14 protein-coding genes and 1 CRISPR repeat array are annotated in these 17,635 nt (G+C 57.9%); of the genes, 9 read left to right on the top strand and 5 right to left on the bottom strand.

The window, feature by feature from the left end; translation table 11 throughout:
- Positions 1-133: 133 nt before the first annotated feature.
- The 4 genes from HWX44_RS12595 to HWX44_RS12580 form a co-directional block, all read right to left on the bottom strand.
- Entirely contained in the window at positions 134-790 is a 657-nt protein-coding gene (locus HWX44_RS12595; RefSeq protein WP_175975025.1) for a 50S ribosomal protein L25/general stress protein Ctc, read from the bottom strand.
- A gap of 206 nt (positions 791-996) precedes the next feature.
- Complete coding sequence (locus tag HWX44_RS12590) at positions 997-1,971, bottom strand: ribose-phosphate diphosphokinase (protein ID WP_070447098.1); 975 nt, start codon at positions 1,969-1,971, stop codon at positions 997-999.
- Positions 1,972-1,995: 24 nt separating this feature from the next.
- Entirely contained in the window at positions 1,996-3,459 is a 1,464-nt protein-coding gene (gene glmU / locus HWX44_RS12585) for a bifunctional UDP-N-acetylglucosamine diphosphorylase/glucosamine-1-phosphate N-acetyltransferase GlmU (RefSeq protein WP_175975023.1), read from the bottom strand.
- A 65-nt stretch (positions 3,460-3,524) separates the two neighbouring features.
- On the bottom strand, positions 3,525-4,784 hold the full coding sequence (locus HWX44_RS12580) for an MFS transporter (RefSeq protein ID WP_070681825.1): 1,260 nt from the start codon (positions 4,782-4,784) through the stop codon (positions 3,525-3,527).
- 308 nt (positions 4,785-5,092) lie between these two features.
- On the opposite strand from HWX44_RS12580, the gene HWX44_RS12575 reads away from it, so the two are divergent.
- Complete coding sequence (locus tag HWX44_RS12575) at positions 5,093-6,484, top strand: multicopper oxidase family protein (protein WP_444843295.1); 1,392 nt, start codon at positions 5,093-5,095, stop codon at positions 6,482-6,484.
- On the opposite strand, the gene HWX44_RS13430 is transcribed toward HWX44_RS12575, so the two are convergent.
- A complete protein-coding gene (locus HWX44_RS13430; RefSeq protein WP_254868256.1) occupies positions 6,481-7,596 on the bottom strand; it encodes a GIY-YIG nuclease family protein in 1,116 nt (371 codons plus the stop codon). The genes HWX44_RS12575 and HWX44_RS13430 overlap by 4 nt on opposite strands.
- A gap of 153 nt (positions 7,597-7,749) precedes the next feature.
- Between HWX44_RS13430 and cas3 the strand changes: the two genes are divergently transcribed.
- The 8 genes from cas3 to cas2e all read left to right on the top strand — a co-directional run bounded on the left by cas3 (position 7,750) and on the right by cas2e (position 16,970).
- The gene (cas3, locus tag HWX44_RS12560; RefSeq protein ID WP_175975021.1) at positions 7,750-10,560 is read left to right on the top strand and encodes a CRISPR-associated helicase Cas3'; all 2,811 of its coding nucleotides are present in this window, start codon (positions 7,750-7,752) and stop codon (positions 10,558-10,560) included.
- 100 nt (positions 10,561-10,660) lie between these two features.
- On the top strand, positions 10,661-12,406 hold the full coding sequence (gene casA / locus HWX44_RS12555; protein WP_175975019.1) for a type I-E CRISPR-associated protein Cse1/CasA: 1,746 nt from the start codon (positions 10,661-10,663) through the stop codon (positions 12,404-12,406).
- The gene (gene casB / locus HWX44_RS12550; protein WP_368302452.1) at positions 12,366-13,067 is read left to right on the top strand and encodes a type I-E CRISPR-associated protein Cse2/CasB; all 702 of its coding nucleotides are present in this window, start codon (positions 12,366-12,368) and stop codon (positions 13,065-13,067) included. The genes casA and casB overlap by 41 nt, the downstream gene beginning before the upstream one ends.
- A gap of 32 nt (positions 13,068-13,099) precedes the next feature.
- Positions 13,100-14,254: a type I-E CRISPR-associated protein Cas7/Cse4/CasC gene (cas7e, locus tag HWX44_RS12545; RefSeq protein WP_158381791.1), complete on the top strand. Its 1,155-nt coding sequence runs from the start codon at positions 13,100-13,102 to the stop codon at positions 14,252-14,254.
- A 16-nt stretch (positions 14,255-14,270) separates the two neighbouring features.
- Positions 14,271-14,987, top strand: coding sequence for a type I-E CRISPR-associated protein Cas5/CasD (gene cas5e, locus HWX44_RS12540; RefSeq protein ID WP_158381792.1), 717 nt, complete (start codon positions 14,271-14,273; stop codon positions 14,985-14,987).
- Positions 14,984-15,676, top strand: a complete 693-nt coding sequence (cas6e, locus tag HWX44_RS12535; protein ID WP_175975017.1) for a type I-E CRISPR-associated protein Cas6/Cse3/CasE — start codon at positions 14,984-14,986, stop codon at positions 15,674-15,676. The genes cas5e and cas6e overlap by 4 nt, the downstream gene beginning before the upstream one ends.
- A complete protein-coding gene (gene cas1e / locus HWX44_RS12530) occupies positions 15,676-16,614 on the top strand; it encodes a type I-E CRISPR-associated endonuclease Cas1e (RefSeq protein ID WP_175975015.1) in 939 nt (312 codons plus the stop codon). The genes cas6e and cas1e overlap by 1 nt, the downstream gene beginning before the upstream one ends.
- Positions 16,611-16,970: a type I-E CRISPR-associated endoribonuclease Cas2e gene (gene cas2e, locus HWX44_RS12525; RefSeq protein ID WP_158381795.1), complete on the top strand. Its 360-nt coding sequence runs from the start codon at positions 16,611-16,613 to the stop codon at positions 16,968-16,970. The genes cas1e and cas2e overlap by 4 nt, the downstream gene beginning before the upstream one ends.
- Positions 16,971-17,058: 88 nt before the next feature.
- Positions 17,059-17,635: a CRISPR direct-repeat array (repeat unit 28 nt; unit sequence GTGCTCCCCGCGTGAGCGGGGATGAGCC).

Below are 17,635 nucleotides of genomic sequence, written 5' to 3'. Positions count from 1 at the left end.
CTAAGCCGCGAGGGTGGGGACACAAGAACGCACCGCCACCTGCGTTCTCACCCCTCAATATGTAGGGAAGAGGTGAAAAAGAATGCAGGCAGCGGTGCGCTAGAAAATGAGGAGTGATAAGGAGAGGGGAGTTTTACTCCTCGTCAGCCTTCTCCTCGGCAGCGCCCTCATCGACGGACTCGGCGCCAGCCTCAGCGCCGCCGTCCTCGGCAGCCTCAGCAGCAGCCTCGAGGTCCTCATCAACCTCCGGCTCGGAGATGGAGACGATGACGGTGTCTTCCTCGGCCACGAGGGTGGTGCCCTCCGGCAGGGTGATATCGCCAGCGGTAACCACGGTGCCATCCTCGAGGCCCTCGATGGATACGGCGATCTCTTCCGGAATGTTGAGTACGTCGGACTCGACCAGGAGGACGTCGGCATCCTGGATGAACATGAGGCCCGGAGCCGGCTCGCCCTCAATAGCGAGCGGAACCTCAACCTCAACCTTCTCGCCACGCTTAATGGAGAGCAGGTCGATGTGGTCGATGTCGAAGGTCAGGACGTTCTGGTCGATGTGCTTGACCATGACGAGGTGCTGCTCGCCCTCGAGCTCCAGCTCGAACACGGCGTTAACACCTTGGTTACGGACGACTGCGGTCATTTCCAGACGGTCAACGGCGAAGTGCAGAACGTCGACGGCGTGGCCGTAGACAACGCCCGGGATCTTGCCGGCAGCGCGCAAACGGCGAGCGAAGCCCTTGCCAAACTCGGAACGGACTTCAGCCTTCACTACGGGGCGCTCAGAAGCCATAAGTAAATCTCCTTAAAGTATCGTGGTGCGGCAAGGGCTGATGAAGGACCGTGTAGATACGACAAAAGCCTGCCGATGGACGTCTTGGACGAGTCATCGCAGGCTTAAAAGATTCACTGCTTAACTTGTGCTATCGCGTCGATAACGGATTTCTCCCTCGCCGAGACGCACAAGATTTTAACAGCAGCGTTGTCGCAGAACCAAATCTAGTGGGTCTCAAACAGAGTGGTCACGGAACCGTTCTCGAAAATCTCGTGGATGGTGCGGGCCAGCAGCGGGGCGATGGACAGGACCGTGAGATTGTCCCAGCCCTCGGTGGACTGCGGCAGGGTATCGGTGGTAATCACCTCGACAGCACCGCACTCAGACAGGCGCTCGCGTGCCGGGTCAGAGAAAACACCGTGGGTACATGCAATAACTACGGACTTAGCACCTGCTTCCTCCAGCACGCGGACAGCGCCCGCGATGGTGCCGCCGGTATCAATCATGTCATCGAGCAGGATGCAGTCCTTGCCCTCCACGTCACCGACGACGCGGTTGGACACGGTCTTGTTGGCCTCGGTGTTGGAGCGAGTCTTGTGGACGAAGGACAGTGGGGCATCGCCCAACTCGTGTGCCCACTTCTCCGCGACCTTCACGCGGCCGGCATCGGGGGAGACTACAGCCAGGTTGTCCAACGGGTACTTGGACTTGATGTAGTCGGTCAGGATCGGCATAGCGTGCATGTGGTCGACTGGGCCATCGAAGAATCCCTGAATCTGGTCGGTGTGCAGATCTACGGACACGATGCGGTCGGCACCTGCAGCGGCGAGCAGGTCCGCCACCAAGCGGGCGGAGATGGGCTCGCGGCCCAGGTGCTTCTTGTCCTGGCGTGCGTACGGGTAGAAGGGCAGGATGGCGGTGATGCGCTTGGCGGAGCCGCGCTTGAGCGCATCAATCATGATGAGCTGCTCTACCAGCCACTTGTTGAGCGGCTGGGTGTGGGACTGCATCACGAAGCAGTCAGCACCACGGACGGACTCCTCGAAGCGAATGAAAATCTCACCGTTGGCGAAATCGCGGGCGGTGGTCGGCACTAGATCGGTCTTGAGCTCCTTGGCCACAGCTTCAGCCAACGCCGGGTGAGCGCGCCCGGTGAAGAGCATCATGTTCTTGCTGCTGCCGGTAACCTTGCCAGTCATCAGTAGATATCCCTTTACTTGTCGTTAGTTAGTGGTCTGTTCGTCAGCTTCGGCGCCCTGTGCCTTGTCGGCGGCTTCTGCCGCCGGCGTGCCTGGACGCTTCTTTTGCACCCAACCTTCGATGTTGCGCTGCTTGCCGCCGGAGACCGCGAGCGCTCCCGGGGGAACGTCGTCCTTAATTACTGTACCCGCACCAGAGTAGGCCCCATCACCGACGGTGACGGGGGCGATGAACATTGAGTCCGAACCGGTGCGCACGTGGCTGCCGATGGTCGTGTGATGCTTGTTGACGCCGTCGTAATTGACGAAGACGGAAGAGGCACCGATGTTGGAGTAGTCACCCACGGTTGCGTCACCGATGTACGTCAGGTGGGGAACCTTGGTGCCGCGGCCAATCTGGGCCTTCTTCGCCTCGACGAATCCGCCCAACTTGCCTTCTTCACCCACGATGACGCCGGGGCGGATGTAGGTAAACGGGCCCACCTGGGCGTCGGTGCCAATGACGGAGTCAAAGCCGTGTGTGCGCACCACGCTGGCGCCAGCGCCCACCTGCATATTGGTCAGGGTGGTGTCGGGGCCCACCTCAGCACCATCGGCGATGGTTGTCGCACCCCACAGCTGGGTATTGGGGTGAATGACAACGTCCTGGCCAATGGTCACGTTGACGCCGATCCAAGTGGTATCGGGATCGACGATGGTGGCGCCGCCGCGCATGGCTTCCTCGACCACACGGCGGTTGAGAATGCGACCGGCCGCGGCCAACTGCACGCGGTCATTCACACCGGAGAGCTCCTCCGGATCGACAGCAACGTGCGCGCCGACGCGGTGGCCTCCCTCGCGGGCGATCTCCAGCACATCGGTGATGTAAAGCTCGCCCTGGGCGTTGTCGGAGTTGAGCTTCGTCAAGGCGTCGCGAAGCACGGCTCCATCGAAAGCAAAAACGCCGGAGTTGACCTCGCGCACCGCGCGCTGCTCCTCGGAGGCATCCTTTTGCTCCACGATGGCGGTGACCGATCCATCCTCGGCGCGCAGCACGCGGCCGTAACCGGTGGGATCCTCCAGGGTCATGGACAGCACGGTCACGGCGTTGCCTTGGCCGGTGTGGGTCTCGTGCAGCTGGCGCAGTGTCTCCGGGCGCAGAAGCGGAACGTCACCGTTGGTCACGATGACGGTGCCGTCGAAGTCAGGCAACGCACTCAGGCCGCACTGGACGGCGTGACCGGTACCGTTCTGCTCTTCCTGGACGGCCTGGGAGACCTCGCAGTCCAGCTCCTCGGAGATGGCATCGACGGCAGGGGAGACCTGGTCGCGCTGGTGGCCCACGACGACCACGAGGTGCTCCGGGTTCAAGCCAGCGGCTGCGTGGAGGGCGTGGCCGAGAAGTGACCTCCCGCCAATCTCATGCAACGTCTTTTGGGTTGAGGATTTCATGCGGGTACCTGCGCCTGCGGCAAGGACGATGGCGGCGCAGTTCGTTACTTCAGCCACGAGTGTGTGCTTCTCCTGTGATTGGGGATGTCAGGACTTACTTTTTTCATCATAACGCCTGCGTTCTATTTTTCGCGTGAGACCTCCGGAAGTGCCCGGGCACGCCAGGCGCCGAGCAGACCGATGCAGGCCAAGAACAGAATGGCTGCCGAGGGACCAGCCAGCGCGATCACGGCGGAGATGCCGCCAATCACGAGGAGAATGACACCCATCATGGTGTTTGCAGCCCCGACGTAGCGGGTGCGCTTGTCTTCGCCAGCCATGTCCACCACATAGGTCTTGCGCGCCACGCGAATGGCAGTGTGCGCCAGGTTGACCAGGAAGAAACCGAGAGGCAATGCCCACATGCTTACCGCTGCCGGCGCCCACGCGGCACACGCGACGATGCCCAGCAGGATGATCGCTGCGGCACCCGCACCCCAGGACATGACCAAGCGGGAGGACTTATCCGAGAGCACGCCGGATACACGGCCACCCACGAGGCTGGCCAAGCCCGAGGCCAAGACGAAGCCGCCGAGCCCGCTCAAAGCCTGCGAACCGATGCTCTGCGAAAGCACCACGATAAAGGAGGTGGACAGGGCAGACACCAAAAGCAGGGCACGAACGTTGACGAAGCTGCGGAAGCGGGAATCCTGGGTGTATAGCTTCCAGGTGTCCGTCCACCAGCTGCGGTTCAGGCCTTTCTGACCGGCGTCATCCGGCACCGGCTCCTCGATGGTGCGGAAGACTGCTGCCGCCAAGAACCACGTGGCCGCACCGATGGCCAGCAACGCCGCCAAACCCCAGCGCGGGAGCTCGCCCAGCACGGCGAGGATGCCACCGGTAATCAAGGTGACCGCGCCGCCGAGCTGCGTGGCCCGGCCGGTCACTACTCCGCGGTGGCCCTTGGAAATGGTGCGGCCCTGCACGTCTTTGCCGGTCAGCGAACACAGCGCGCGCAGCACGGCGAGAGCTGCCAGGGCGAGGCAGACGATGAGGCCGAGGAGGGGGCCGTCGACAAGCACCGCAGCCGCCGCGATGATCGCCGCGCACAGACCCTGGCCCACCGAGCCCAGCACCCACAGGCGTTTGCGTGCTGGATGGGACACCACCCACGGGGTCAGCGCCGCCTGCGGGAGCATGGAGCCGGACTCGCGCAAGGGGACCAGTAGGCCCGTGAAGAAGCCCGGCACCCCGGCCACGCTAAACAGCCAGGGTAGGACCGTCTTTCCGGAGAGCAATTGATCGCCCACTCCCTGCAGGCCATTCGACCAGACGAAGCGGCGGGCATTGGCGGACTCTTCGGACGGTGAGGAGCCGTGGGGAGATGCTGAACGCGAAGCCATGACTGTGATCTTAAGCCCGGCTCGCTCCAATCCGGGGTCTAAGGTTCACCTGATCTCTATCCTGGGAGGCATGTCTATCTCCGCTCGCCCTACAGTATCCCGCCGTATTTTTGTCCAGGGTTCCGTGCTGACTGTTGCCGGTGCCGCCGTGATGGGGTTGAGCGCCTGCTTCTCGGGTCGAAGAATCAACCGGAGCCGCTGGGCTACGACGGCGAGCCGCGTGCCCTGCCCATCCCGCCCGTGGAGGAAGGGAGGTCGTCGACGGCACGCGCGTATTCAAACTCACCGCCCAGGACGGCTACTCGGAGATCCTCCCCGGCAACGACCGCACGCGGACGTGGGGCTTCAACGGCGCCTTCTTGGGCCCCACTCTGCGGGCTCGGCGGGGCGAGAAAGTCCGCGCGGAAATCACCAACGACCTCATTGAGATGACCACGGTGCACTGGCACGGCATGAAGCTTCCGGCCTATTCGGATGGCGGCCCGCACTCACCGATTGAGGTGGGCAAGACCTGGAAGCCCGAGTGGGAGATCATCCAGCCCGCGGCCACGCTGTGGTACCACCCGCACCCGCACATGGCCACGGCCACGCATGCCTACCGCGGGCTGGCGGGCATGTTCCTCATCGGTGACGATGTGGCCGATGACCTGGACCTGCCGCAGGACTACGGTGTGGACGATATCCCGGTAGTCATCATGGATGCCAAGTTCACCGACGATGGCCAGATTGATGAAAAGAGCGATAACACTCTGGGCCTTCTGGGCACCACGCCTCTGGTCAACGGCATCACCAATGCGCGCTTCGACGCCACCACGCGCCGGGTTCGCTTGCGCCTGCTCAACGGTGCTTCGATGCGCTTCTACACACTGGAGCTCAGCAACGGTCCCTTCCACGTCATCGCCACGGACACGGGGCTTCTCGACGCCCCCGTGGAAGTCGACTCCCTCTTCCTCGGCCCCGGCGAGCGCGCCGAAATCATCGTGGACTTGGAGCCCGGCAAGGAAGTCCAGCTGCGCTCGGTGCCGCGCAAGGATAATTTTGGGGTGCCCAAGGACAAGGACGCGGCCGACTTCGGCTTCCAAGATTCCTTCGACCTGCTCACCATTTCCGGGCCGGCGGAAAACGCCTCGGAACCACCCGCCCTGCCGGCAACCCTTGACCCCGCCGCGGCGGAGACCCCGTCCACGGAGGGGCTTGAAGAGCGCGAGTTCGTGCTCAACACCTTCATGATCAACGGTGAGCAGATGGACATGGCACGTGTGGATACCGTCATCGATCACGAAGCCCCGGAAATCTGGACCGTGACCAATGAGAACTCTGACTGGCCGCACAACTTCCATATCCACAACGCCCGCTTCAAGGTTCTGGAGTGGGACGGCGACGAGAAGATGGATGTGTTCAACTCCGGCTGGAAAGACATTGTCAACCTTCCGCCGAAGGTCACCGCACGCCTGCTGGTGGAGTTCGGTCACTTCCCGGATAAGACCATCCCGTACATGTACCACTGCCACATGCTGCTGCATGAGGACGAGGGAATGATGGGGCAGTACGTCATGGTCAACAAAGGCGAGAAGCCCGACGTGCGCGTCAAACCCGCCGCCTTAGTCTTCGACCAAACCGCCACCGCCCACTCCGCACATGCCGGCCAAGTGGTGGACTCCTCCCGCAGCCCCTATGCGACGCCGGAGGCGAAGGCTTAACCGTTTACGATTTTCTCGTAGGCACGGCCCGCCAGCGCCGAGCTGTGCCAGCGGCGGAAGAGGTTGGACGGGCGGTTGCGCATCAAGGTGACCGCGAATTTGCGAGCATCAGAGATTACTTCTGGTGCTAGGGCGTTGAAGGTTTCCTCTAGTTGGCCGATGGGATAGTAATAAGCCTCAGTTGGCGTGACGTTGTAATCATGGGAAGCGACGAAGTGGTAGGGGGATTTGCTAAACCAAACGGTATCGGATTCTGCTTTCCAATCGCCGCCCTCGCGTGGAAGAAGGTTAAAGAATCCAGTGCCGAGGGTGTAGCCGTCAAGAAAACCCGGGGCTAAGTCAGTTGGATCAGTGACGACACTGCTACGCGGGAAAACAAGAAACTCAAGTATTCCGGTATTGAGGGTTGCATATCGGCCACCAGCGGTTGAAGGATAGTCCGACAACGTCCAGTACGTTTTCTCTGTTTCTGGCGCTACAGGGATGATGTGCTCGAGGGCGAATGCGATGTCTTTGATTACGGCTTGAGAAACTTTTGGGGGTGCTTTCTTCTCCAGCTTTGTTGGCCCCGATGCTTCAGCGCCACGGACAAAAGCTGCGCGATCAAACTGTGATGGTTCCCAATCCCCAAGGATCCAATGTTTTTGATCGGTGACGGTTACGACTAAATCCAGCGGGCTGGGGCCCTCAGAGGCTAATACACCGCTGCGATTTCGGAGTAAGACACCGGCATCGAGTTGGTGTTGGATCATTTGTTTTTCAAGGATGTCCAGCTCCAAAGGCGGTGCGGGCGCAAATGATAGTGCTACGACATCGCCCCAGGATTCATGATGGTTGGAGCCATGCGTGTGGTCCCAGAACCGCTTGACGACGTCGATGGATTGCCCCACGTACTTGGTGCCATCGTCGAACTCGATGACGTAGATTCCGCATCGCTCATTGGCAGGGAAGATGGGTCCGATAGGTGTGTTGGAGTTGAGCTCCAAGCGCTTGAAGTCAAGGGGAGAGGTCATGATGACAACGTAGACGATGCGTAGACCCAGCGTCCGCAGATTGGGTGTTTCAGATAAAAGAAAGCCCCGCTGACGCGGGGAAGTGATGGTGTTAAGCATCAGCAAGGGCTCATCCCAGCAGCGCAGGGAAGTTAAAAGGCCCGTCATGAAGCCTACATTGCGATTGCTAAAGAACAATTTTCAGAAAACAATGAACTTGCTAATGCTAAAATTGCTATGCTCGTTTTAAACCACTTCTTGTGAAGGATGATCATGGAAAAGACCGCTGGACAGGGGCCGAACTCAAGTTTAATTCCGGACCGGGCACGTGATTTTTGCCTTAGGGCTGATGGCTGGGCGCGCGAGCGTAGTCCGCAAGCTCAAAGTTTGTGGGCGAAATCCGGAGATGGCACAGATTTCTTGACGCTGCCGCAGCATATGGTGGACTCGGCGTGTGCCGCCTCTTTCTTGTATAACTCCTGGTTGGCAGCTTCTGTGAAGCGCTATCTTTCAGAAGAGCTGGGGGTTGATGAGTCTGGGGTTGAGGCGCTATATGTGTGGCTTGCGGGAGTCCACGATGTGGGAAAAGCAATACGCACCTTCCAGCGCCTACTCCTGGAAAGTGATAAAGCGCATCTCGTTCATGCCGTCTCAGATGCAGGTTTAGATATCGACCTCAGTGTCGATGAGGCCAACTTCGACAAGCTCCCGCATGGCGTTGCATCGGGTGAAATCCTCTCGCAATGGTTATGCGCGCGAGGTGTTCGCCTCCCCAAGGCTAACGCATTAGCGGCAGTGGTTAACGCACATCACGGCATTGCAAATAGACCTTCTACGCAGGTGCGTGACCTCATTGAAGATTACCCCGAGCCGTGGAAGAACGTGCATAAAGAGCTACTCGACGCGATGACGGAGCTCTGCGGAGCTGACTCAGTGCTTGAGAAAGTCTGTCGAGGCAGAAACCTGCATCAGGGCGCTGCGGAAATCCTTACTGGGCTCGTGGTGATGGCGGACTGGATGGCCTCTAACGAAAACGCGTTCACACTGTACGTGAGTGGAACGCAGCTGGAACGAGTTGAAGCAGCTGCCGCAGCTATCGACGTAACGATGCCTTGGGAACCTGAAAAAGGGGACTGGCAGGATATTGACGCTCATTTTAGGCGGTCGTTTGACTGGCCAGAGGAGTACTGCGCTCGGCCGGTGCAGCGTGCTGTCGTAGAAGCAGTGCAACAGTTGAAGGGACCAATGCTTGTTGTTATTGAGGCCGAAACTGGAGTTGGAAAGACTGAGGCGGCCCTGGCCACCGCGGAGATCCTAGGTGCTGGCAGCGGAGCACAAGGGATCTTCTTCGCGGCGCCGACAATGGCAACGGCCAATGGCTTGTTGGAGCGCACAATCGAATGGGCCTCGAACAATAGCATTGACTCGGTAAGGAGCATGTACCTTGCTCACTCCAAAAACGTGCTCTCGGAGCCGTACAGACAGCTGAAATTCTCACAAATCGGCAAAGACTCCGGGGAAGGCGGCGGAGTTATTGCGTCCCAATGGATGTCTGGACGTCGATTGGGACTGCTGTCCAATTTTGTAGTGGGCACCGTGGACCAAGTTCTGATGATGGCGTTACAGCAGCGCTTCCACATGCTGCGTCACGTGGGGCTGGCGGGAAAAGTCATCATCTTCGATGAGGTGCACTCCTTTGATGTTTACACCAGTGACTACCTCCAACGAACCATCGAGTGGCTCGGCTACTACGGTGCCAGCGTCATTCTCATGTCAGCGACGCTTCCTCCCGACAAGAGACGTTCACTGGTGCAGGCATACTCCTGTGCTTCCTGGCCGGATGAGGAACCTATTGGGTATCCACTGCTAACACTCGCAACACGGGATTCCGTGAAATTTCACTCGGTGCCGCCAATGCCGACGAACTTAGAAGCGCGCATCGAGTACCTAGACGATGATGTGGAAAAGCTCGTTACATTTGCGGAGCAGTACCTCGACGAAGGCGGCTGCGCGCTCATTATTTGTAATACGATTGCCCGCGCACAAGAGGCATACCGAGTGTTGGAAGAGGTTTATGGCAATGATGTCCAGCTACATCATGCTGGTTTCGTTGCATGGGAGCGCATAGCGAAAGAAGATGCACTGCGCGAGGAACTCGGACCGGATTCTCACCGGGGGAGTGGACGTCCGTGGCGCAAAATAGTGGTCGCAACCCAAGTTGCCGAGCAAAGTCTCGATATTGATGCTGATGTTCTTGTCACGGATATCGCCCCGATGGATCTCATTATTCAGCGCATCGGACGTTTGCATCGCCATGCGCGACCAGCCACTGATCGGCCGGAAAAGCTACAACAGCCGCAGGTGATGATTAGGGGAGTTCTCGAGCGCGAGCCAGTTCCCGAGTTTGATTCGGGGGCTGAGTTTATCTACGGCGAAACCTTGCTTCTATCGACCTACGCGACGCTTCCAGAAGTCTTTCGACGCCCCGATGATATTGAAGGACTTGTCCGAGCAGCATATGACAAGAACTTCACTCCACCGGTGGAGTGGGAAGGGGCGTGGGAGAAGGCTCGGCAGCAGAATCTGTTTGATGAGGATAGCGCGCACTCGAAATCGTCGACTTTTCGACTGCCTAGCCCTCGGCGACGAACCAGCTATGATGCGCTCTTTTCGCAACTCATCAGTGATGACTCAGCATCGGGAGATGAACGCGGTGCTGCTCAAGTCCGAGACGCCGAACCGTCGGTGGAAGTCATTCCAATTAGGAGCACGGAATACGGGTATCAGCCGTGGGGCTTTGAGGAAGAAGTGCTTGAGGGCACCGAGCTGTCCTACGATGTCGCGTTCCATTTGGCTTCGAGCACGGTTCGTCTCCCAACCCGTATGACGAGGTGGGAATCTGATTTCGAGGCGGTTATCAGCACTTTGGAAGAAGCTACGCCGGCACAATGGCGTTCTCATTTCCTATTGAGGGGACAACTGGCGTTGCCACTGGACGAATCTGACACCGCCCAACTTGGCCGCTTTACCGTGACCTATTCCTCCAAGCTGGGAATCGAAATTCTTAGCGACGGGAGAAAGTGAATGTCCGTCGACCTTTGTACTCTGAGGGCACCTCCTCTCAGAGGCCCCTCTACGACAATCAACAACCCACAACAAGACAAAGAAAGGAGGCGAAAGAAGAATGACTGAAACCTCAACGTTTAACCTTCTCGATGAGCCATGGATCAAGTGCATGGATGGTACCAACCAGCCTGTAAGTTTGAGCATCCGCGATATCTTTTCGGGTCGAGGTGACGCCTATAAAGTCGTCGGCGACTCGCCAACCCAAGACTACGCGGTGCTTCGTGTGCTGCTGGCCATTTTTTGGCGGGCGCATGCTCTAGATCTTGTAGAAAGCTACGCGGGTAATAATTGGGAAGATTTTGATTGGCCGGAATGGTTCGATGATCTGCGTGACCAGCTTGTAAGCGAGAAGCGCGATGACGTAGTCCTTGACTACCTCGAAGGCTTTGAAGAGCGGTTCGATCTTCTTTCACCGACCGCTCCCTTCATGCAAGTCGCGGACTTGCATACGAAGTCAGGAGCCACCAAACCAGTATCCTTCATCGTTCCGGAAGCTGCTGACGACTTCTTCACCATGCGTACAGCTGAAGGGCGAGAATCGCTAGCCCCTGATGAGGCTGCCAGGTGGCTTATCCATGCGCAGGCATTTGATTACTCCGGAATTAAGTCGGGAGCGGAAGGAGATCCTCGCGTCAAAGGCGGACGAGGTTATCCCATCGGAACTGGTTGGACCGGACACACTGGCGGCACGATTGTCCTAGGGGCGGGTGGGATCCTCGAGACTATGATTCTCAATACTCCACCGTCAGCGGTCTTGGATTCCCAAGAAGGTGGAGCAGTGAGTACGGATACTCCTGTCTGGGAACGTGAACCTGACACCGCAGCACAGAGACCAGGATCAAATGATGACATAGGCGCTGTGCCGCACGGTGCAGTCGATCTCGCTACGTGGCAGGCGCGGCGTATTCGTCTCTTTTTCGAAGGCGACCGTGCAGTCCAGGTATTGGTATCCAACGGCGACCGTATTCCAGACGCGGGGAAGAACGTCATGGGCGATCCCATGACTCCCTACCGCTACAGCCCGAATCAGTCGAAGAAGGGCATTGACGCTTACTACGCGCGCCCTTACGACCCGACTCGGACAATGTGGCGAGCACTCGATGCATTGATCGCACTGGAAGATGACCCTGGATTCGATAACGGCAAGAACAAAGCCCCTAAGCGGCCGCGGAACCTCTCCAATCTGGCAAATCTTGAGGCGGACGGGTACTTGGACAAGAGCCTTCTCGACCTTGCTTTAGTGTCGATGGAGTATGGCCCACAGGAATCATCCGTAGCCTCGACGTTCATCGCCACGATTGGCTTGCCACTCGTCGTTCTGCGTGCTGATGATAACGGCCGAAAGGTACGCAATGCCGTTCGTACCTCTGCTGAGAAAACGGGGAAGGCAGCGATCAGCCTCGGCTGGTTTGCTGGTCAACTGCTCGTCGCCGCCGGCGGTGACTATGAATTCGGAAGCAGTACTGCCGATCGTTTCTATGCTCGCCTTGAGCCGCTCTTCCTGGCGTGGATGGCAGGCTTGAACTCTGACAACGCTGAAACGGGGCAGATTGATTGGCAAAAACAGCTCCGCGAGCAGGTGCTTCGTGACGCTCGCGAACTTCTTCGTGGTGCTGGAACAAAGGCCATCGTTGGCAGGGAAGTCGACGCCGGAGACAGCGGCAAGGGACGAATAGTTTCAGCTGGCTCGCTTTACCGTCAACTGCATCGAAGGCTGGACAAGGACCTTCCATTGACGGTTTCTCGCACTACCCCAGGCACAGATGCCTCTGGAAAATCACACGAGGATGACTCCGATGACTAACACTCCAACTAGCACTGACTATCCGAGCACGTCGGCAGGGCCAACCTTGCGCCCAGCAGTAGCTCGGACTGCAAACGACCTACAGTTCGCCATCTTGCGCTCACCAAACCACGCGCAAAGTGCGCAAGCTCGTGCAACGCTTGCGAACCTTCGCAAGTATGCTTCCGTTCCCCTCAACGACCAACCTCTAGCGCTAGAGGAAGTCCTATTGAGCCTCCACCCGCCTCTCAGCGAGAAGGAACTCGGCAGAGGAGATGCTCCTTCAGCGTCGGAGTCTGCAGCATTTCATGCTCTCGTCATGTTTGGCATACACATGCAAAGTGCGACGACTGACGCCCACGTCGAAGGTCAAAGCTTTGCCCGTGCATGCGGCCGTTTCTTTGCACAGAGCGAATCGCAGTCCACAAAACCTCGCTTCGATGCCATGCTCGTTTCACGCGATGAAGCATCCCGATTGATCCATATCCGTTCGCTCATCACTCTGCTCCGCGGCGCAAAAATCGGCTTTGATTATGGGCAATTTGCGCAAGACCTCCGAACTCTCAGCGCTCGTACTTCTACCCAAGCTGATCAGAATCGTCGCCAGGGAGTTCTTTTGAGATGGGGTCGTGATTTTGCCACTGGTGCTTTTACTAAAAGCACGAAAACCTCTGAATCCTAAACAACACTCTTGAACTGAAAGGAAAGTTCACCATGTCACTTGTCATTGATATCCACGCACTGCAAACGCTGCCGCCATCCCTGATCAACCGCGACGATACAGGTGCACCTAAGTCCGCTATTTTTGGTGGAGTCCCGCGCCAGCGCGTGTCCTCCCAGTCCTGGAAGCGCGCAATCCGTAGCTACTTTGAAAAGAATGTTGATCCTGAGTCTGTGGGAGACCGCTCGAAGCGCTTGCCGGAGAAGATCGCCAAGCTGGTTGAGAAACACGAAGGCTGGGATGCCGAGCGCGCAATCAAGCAGGTTAGTGACCTCTTCAAGGTCGCAGGAATTTCGACCGAAGTTGATAACAAGCGGATCAAGGAACTAGAAAAGTCCGAAGTCGAGGATAAAGAAGAGCTCCTCAAGGAAGCCCGCTATCCGCGCACCAAATACCTCATTTTCTTGAGCCCGCAGCAGATTGACCGCGCGGTCCGGGCAATCGTCGCTGCAGACGGAGAGAAGATCAAAAAGGCTGAGGCGAAGGAAATTCTCGATACTCAGCACTCGGTTGATATGGCGATGTTTGGTCGCATGATTGCTGATGACGCTGCCTTTAACGTCGATGCCGCAGTGCAGGTCGCTCATGCGCTGGGCATTCACGATAGTGCTCCGGAGTTCGACTACTTCACTGCTGTCGACGATCTGGCAGAAGACGGTGAAGAGACAGGCGCTGGGATGATCGGCACGGTCCAAATGATGTCCTCCACCCTGTACCGGTTTGCCACCGTGAATGTAGCGGGCCTTAAGGAGAACCTTGACTCCGAAGAGAACGCGAAGCAGGCAGCGGTTCAGTTTGTCGACGCTTTCATCAAGTCCATGCCGACCGGCAAGATCAACACTTTTGCCAACCACACGCTACCCGAGCTGGTCTATGTCACGGTGCGGGATACTCGTCCCGTCAGCCTTGTGACGGCGTTCGAAGAGCCAGTCCAAGCCACCGATGACAAGAATTTGCGCATCGCTGGTGCCGAAGCTCTAGCAAAGGAAGAAAAGGAATTTGAGGAGAACTACGGGCTAAAGCCATTGGCTGCATTCGTGGTCGGTGTAAGCGAAGCGCGAGCACCGTTCGCTGACATCGCTGAGGTTGTCACTCTGCCCGAGCTTTCGGAACGTCTCGCCGCAGCGTTGGATTCCTCCCAGTCCTAGTGAAGGGAGTCATCTCATGACATCGAGCTTATTACTACTACTCAAAGCCCCCTTGCAGTCTTGGGGCAACGAATCGCGCTATACAACGCGAACAACATCTCAGATTCCATCGAAGTCGGGAGTGCTCGGCATGCTTGCCGCTGCAGAAGGTCGCCGACGGACCGACGACATTGAGGATCTCGCGCGTCTGACGTTCGCTGTGCGAGTTGACCAGTCCGGCAGTTTGCTTCGCGACTACCAGACCGCGCAGAATTGGCAGCGCAATCCTCAAGCATCTGCAAAGTTGATTACACGTTATTTCCTATCCGATGCTGCTTTTGTCGCTGCGATCGAAGCTGAGGACCGTGGATTGCTCGAAGGCTTGGTAGAAGCACTACACAAACCTGCGTTCCCTATTTTCTTGGGACGACGGTCATGTCCGGCTCCGCCGAATGTAGTGCAGGGAATCGTAGATAAGCCTGCGGTTGAGGCGCTCCAAGCACACCCTACGTGGCATGCCACAAAGGAGTACATGAAGACCTGCGGGGAGAAGGTCGCCCTGCCGATCTATCGCGACGCGAAGCCAGGTGAAGTAGGTGAGTCGTTGCAGGACGTTCCCGTGTCTTTCGACCCGAGGCACCGTAAGTACTCGTGGCGCACAGTAGTTCAACGCGAAAGCGCCACGGTGGATAACCCCTTGGATGCCTCGCAGCTGCGGCCGGACCCATTCATGGAAGCGGTGATGAACGCATGACCACGCTAACTAAGATCCTGATCAACTCACAGCTGCGTCAAGGGCGAAAGCTGCTGACGAACCCACATGCAATGCATGCGGCAGTTAGCGCAGCTTTTCCGCCGGACATCGAAACCGATGAAGCTCGGTTGTTGTGGCGGATTGATCGCAATAGGCACGAGAATGTCCTATACATAGTTGGCCCTGAGAAACCGACAGCGTCGGGAATCGTAGAGCAGGCTGGCTACGACACACGACCTGCGCAGTCCCTTGACTACACCCGCCTGTTGGGTTCTTTGCAGAAGGGACAACGGTGGAGGTTTGAGCTGCTTGCAAACCCAACCTATTCTCAGGCCAACAATGGAAAGCGCGGCAAAGTAAAAGCCCACGTGTCAGTGGAGCATCAGCTTGAGTGGCTTTACTCGAGGGCAGCAAAGGCGGGTTTTGCGCTGGCTCCGCGCGCCAACGAAGCGGTGTCTGCGGAAGAACGTGCTCGTTGGTCGGTAGAGGATGAAACAGCCATCGTGGAAAGACGCTCCCTCGATTTCCGTAAAGGGGAGAACCGGCGTCCTATCCGCATCGTAACGGCCCGCTATCGTGGCACCTTGGAGGTCACCGAGCCTCATCTACTCCGCTCCACACTTACCCACGGCATTGGCCGTGCTCGTGGCTATGGTTGTGGCCTGATGACGCTGGCGGCAGTTTCTTAATGGCTACGCCACGTGAGGTCCCTCTCGCACGCCAGGCATTGGCACGCGTCGGGGACCGCATCAGTTTTCTTTACGCTGAGCGTTGTGTGGTGAACCGTGATGGGAATTCGCTCACGATCCTGGATCAACGGGGGATCGCGCACCTTCCAGCTACCCAAATTGCCGCACTTCTTTTAGGGCCTGGGACAAAAATTACTTACGCGGCTATGGCTTTGCTTGGCGATGCCGGCGTGAGCACCATATGGGTAGGGGAGCGCGGTGTGCGGTACTACGCGCACGGCCGTCCGCCAGCGAAATCAAGCCGCATGGCAGAAATCCAAGCGGAGGTAGTCACCCATCAGCGCAAGCGTTTGAATTGTGCGCGACGCATGTACTCGATGCGGTTTCCTGGCGAAGATGTGTCAAGTCTGACCATGGCACAACTACGCGGCCGGGAAGGCGCGAGGATGAAGAAAGTTTACGAAGCGGAATCGAAACGGACCGGAGTTTATTGGAATCGTCGAACCTACGATCCGAATGACTTCGATTCTTCGGATCCAATCAACCAGGCGCTTACCGCTGCGAGCGCAGCGCTCTATGGTGTAGCACATGCTGTTATCGCTGCACTAGGTTTCGTTCCAGCGTTAGGAGTTATTCACACGGGAACCGATCGATCCTTTGTTTATGACATCGCAGATTTATACAAGGCAGAGATTTCAATCCCTGCTGCCTTCGATACTGTCGCTGCTGCCAAGGGAAAACCGTCCACGGAAGTCCGTCGTCGCGTTCGCGATTATGTTGTTTCGCACAGGCTCATGCCGCGTATGGTGAAAGACTTGAAGGCGTTGTTTGACGTGCCTGATGAAGAGCTCGTCAGCGATGTTGAACTGATGCTGTGGAGTGAACTTGAGGTCATTGCTTCGGGAATGAACTGGGCTGAAGAGGAGACACTGTCGTGATCGTTCTCGTTGTAACAGCGTGCCCCGCTGGGCTTCGGGGCGACTTATCGAAATGGCTTATCGAACTCACACCGGGAGTGTTTGTTGGCCGTCCTTCCGCAAGAATTCGTGATCTTCTGTGGGAGCGAACAGTCGAACTATGTAAGGACGGACGAGCTCTACTGGTCTACTCGGCAGCTAATGAACAAGGCCTAGAGTTTAGGACTCACCGGCACCATTGGCAGCCAACAGATTTCGATGGAGTCACGCTTATGGTTCGCCCTTCTCCTGAACGCAAGACTGTGCAGAGCAGAACTGGTTGGTCGCGAGCACGACAGAACCGTTCTGCGTATCAGAAGCAGAAAAGAAACAAGTAGTAGGGGCACACTGCACCCTAGGTTCTGTTATCGCGAAAAGTCGTATGTAAAATGAGACTACGGCTCCCTAATTCGCTGTTCAGCAAGAGTGCTCCCCGCGTGAGCGGGGATGAGCCCGTGGAACAACAATTTTGCGACCCTACTTTTAAGTGCTCCCCGCGTGAGCGGGGATGAGCCCACCCGGCATGTCATCGCCCGCGACGTAGCTGAGTGCTCCCCGCGTGAGCGGGGATGAGCCCGAGGACGGCAACGGACCGACCCGCCTGTCCTTGTGCTCCCCGCGTGAGCGGGGATGAGCCCATATCGTCCTCTTTCTTAGGTTTCGGTGCAGGGTGCTCCCCGCGTGAGCGGGGATGAGCCGGGTAGTCATCGGCGCTATCGGCAACATGATTGGTGCTCCCCGCGTGAGCGGGGATGAGCCCCACGTCATCGCCTGTTTTGCGTATGCCACGACGTGCTCCCCGCGTGAGCGGGGATGAGCCCGGAATCATGACGTGCCCCTTGCCTGTGAAGCGGTGCTCCCCGCGTGAGCGGGGATGAGCCCGGACTTGATAGGAGTAATCAAGCGCGCCGGGGGTGCTCCCCGCGTGAGCGGGGATGAGCCGAAAATGTGGGATTCCCTGAACCGGGATAAGAAGTGCTCCCCGCGTGAGCGGGGATGAGCC

Source organism: Corynebacterium sp. Marseille-Q2823 (assembly GCF_903645345.1).
Classification (GTDB): domain Bacteria; phylum Actinomycetota; class Actinomycetes; order Mycobacteriales; family Mycobacteriaceae; genus Corynebacterium; species Corynebacterium hiratae.
This window is presented reverse-complemented; position numbering and strand designations above follow the sequence as displayed.

Bases quoted from the DNA above. Each gene is read 5' to 3' on its own strand.
- HWX44_RS12595 (WP_175975025.1), bottom strand. From the start codon at position 790: ATGGCTTCTGAGCGCCCCGTAGTGAAGGCTGAAGTCCGTTCCGAGTTT.
- HWX44_RS12590 (WP_070447098.1), bottom strand. From the start codon at position 1,971: ATGACTGGCAAGGTTACCGGCAGCAGCAAGAACATGATGCTCTTCACC.
- HWX44_RS12580 (WP_070681825.1), bottom strand. From the start codon at position 4,784: ATGGCTTCGCGTTCAGCATCTCCCCACGGCTCCTCACCGTCCGAAGAG.
- HWX44_RS13430 (WP_254868256.1), bottom strand. From the start codon at position 7,596: ATGCTTAACACCATCACTTCCCCGCGTCAGCGGGGCTTTCTTTTATCT.
- cas3 (WP_175975021.1), top strand. From the start codon at position 7,750: ATGGAAAAGACCGCTGGACAGGGGCCGAACTCAAGTTTAATTCCGGAC.
- casA (WP_175975019.1), top strand. From the start codon at position 10,661: ATGACTGAAACCTCAACGTTTAACCTTCTCGATGAGCCATGGATCAAG.
- casB (WP_368302452.1), top strand. From the start codon at position 12,366: ATGCCTCTGGAAAATCACACGAGGATGACTCCGATGACTAACACTCCA.
- cas7e (WP_158381791.1), top strand. From the start codon at position 13,100: ATGTCACTTGTCATTGATATCCACGCACTGCAAACGCTGCCGCCATCC.
- cas5e (WP_158381792.1), top strand. From the start codon at position 14,271: ATGACATCGAGCTTATTACTACTACTCAAAGCCCCCTTGCAGTCTTGG.
- cas6e (WP_175975017.1), top strand. From the start codon at position 14,984: ATGACCACGCTAACTAAGATCCTGATCAACTCACAGCTGCGTCAAGGG.
- cas1e (WP_175975015.1), top strand. From the start codon at position 15,676: ATGGCTACGCCACGTGAGGTCCCTCTCGCACGCCAGGCATTGGCACGC.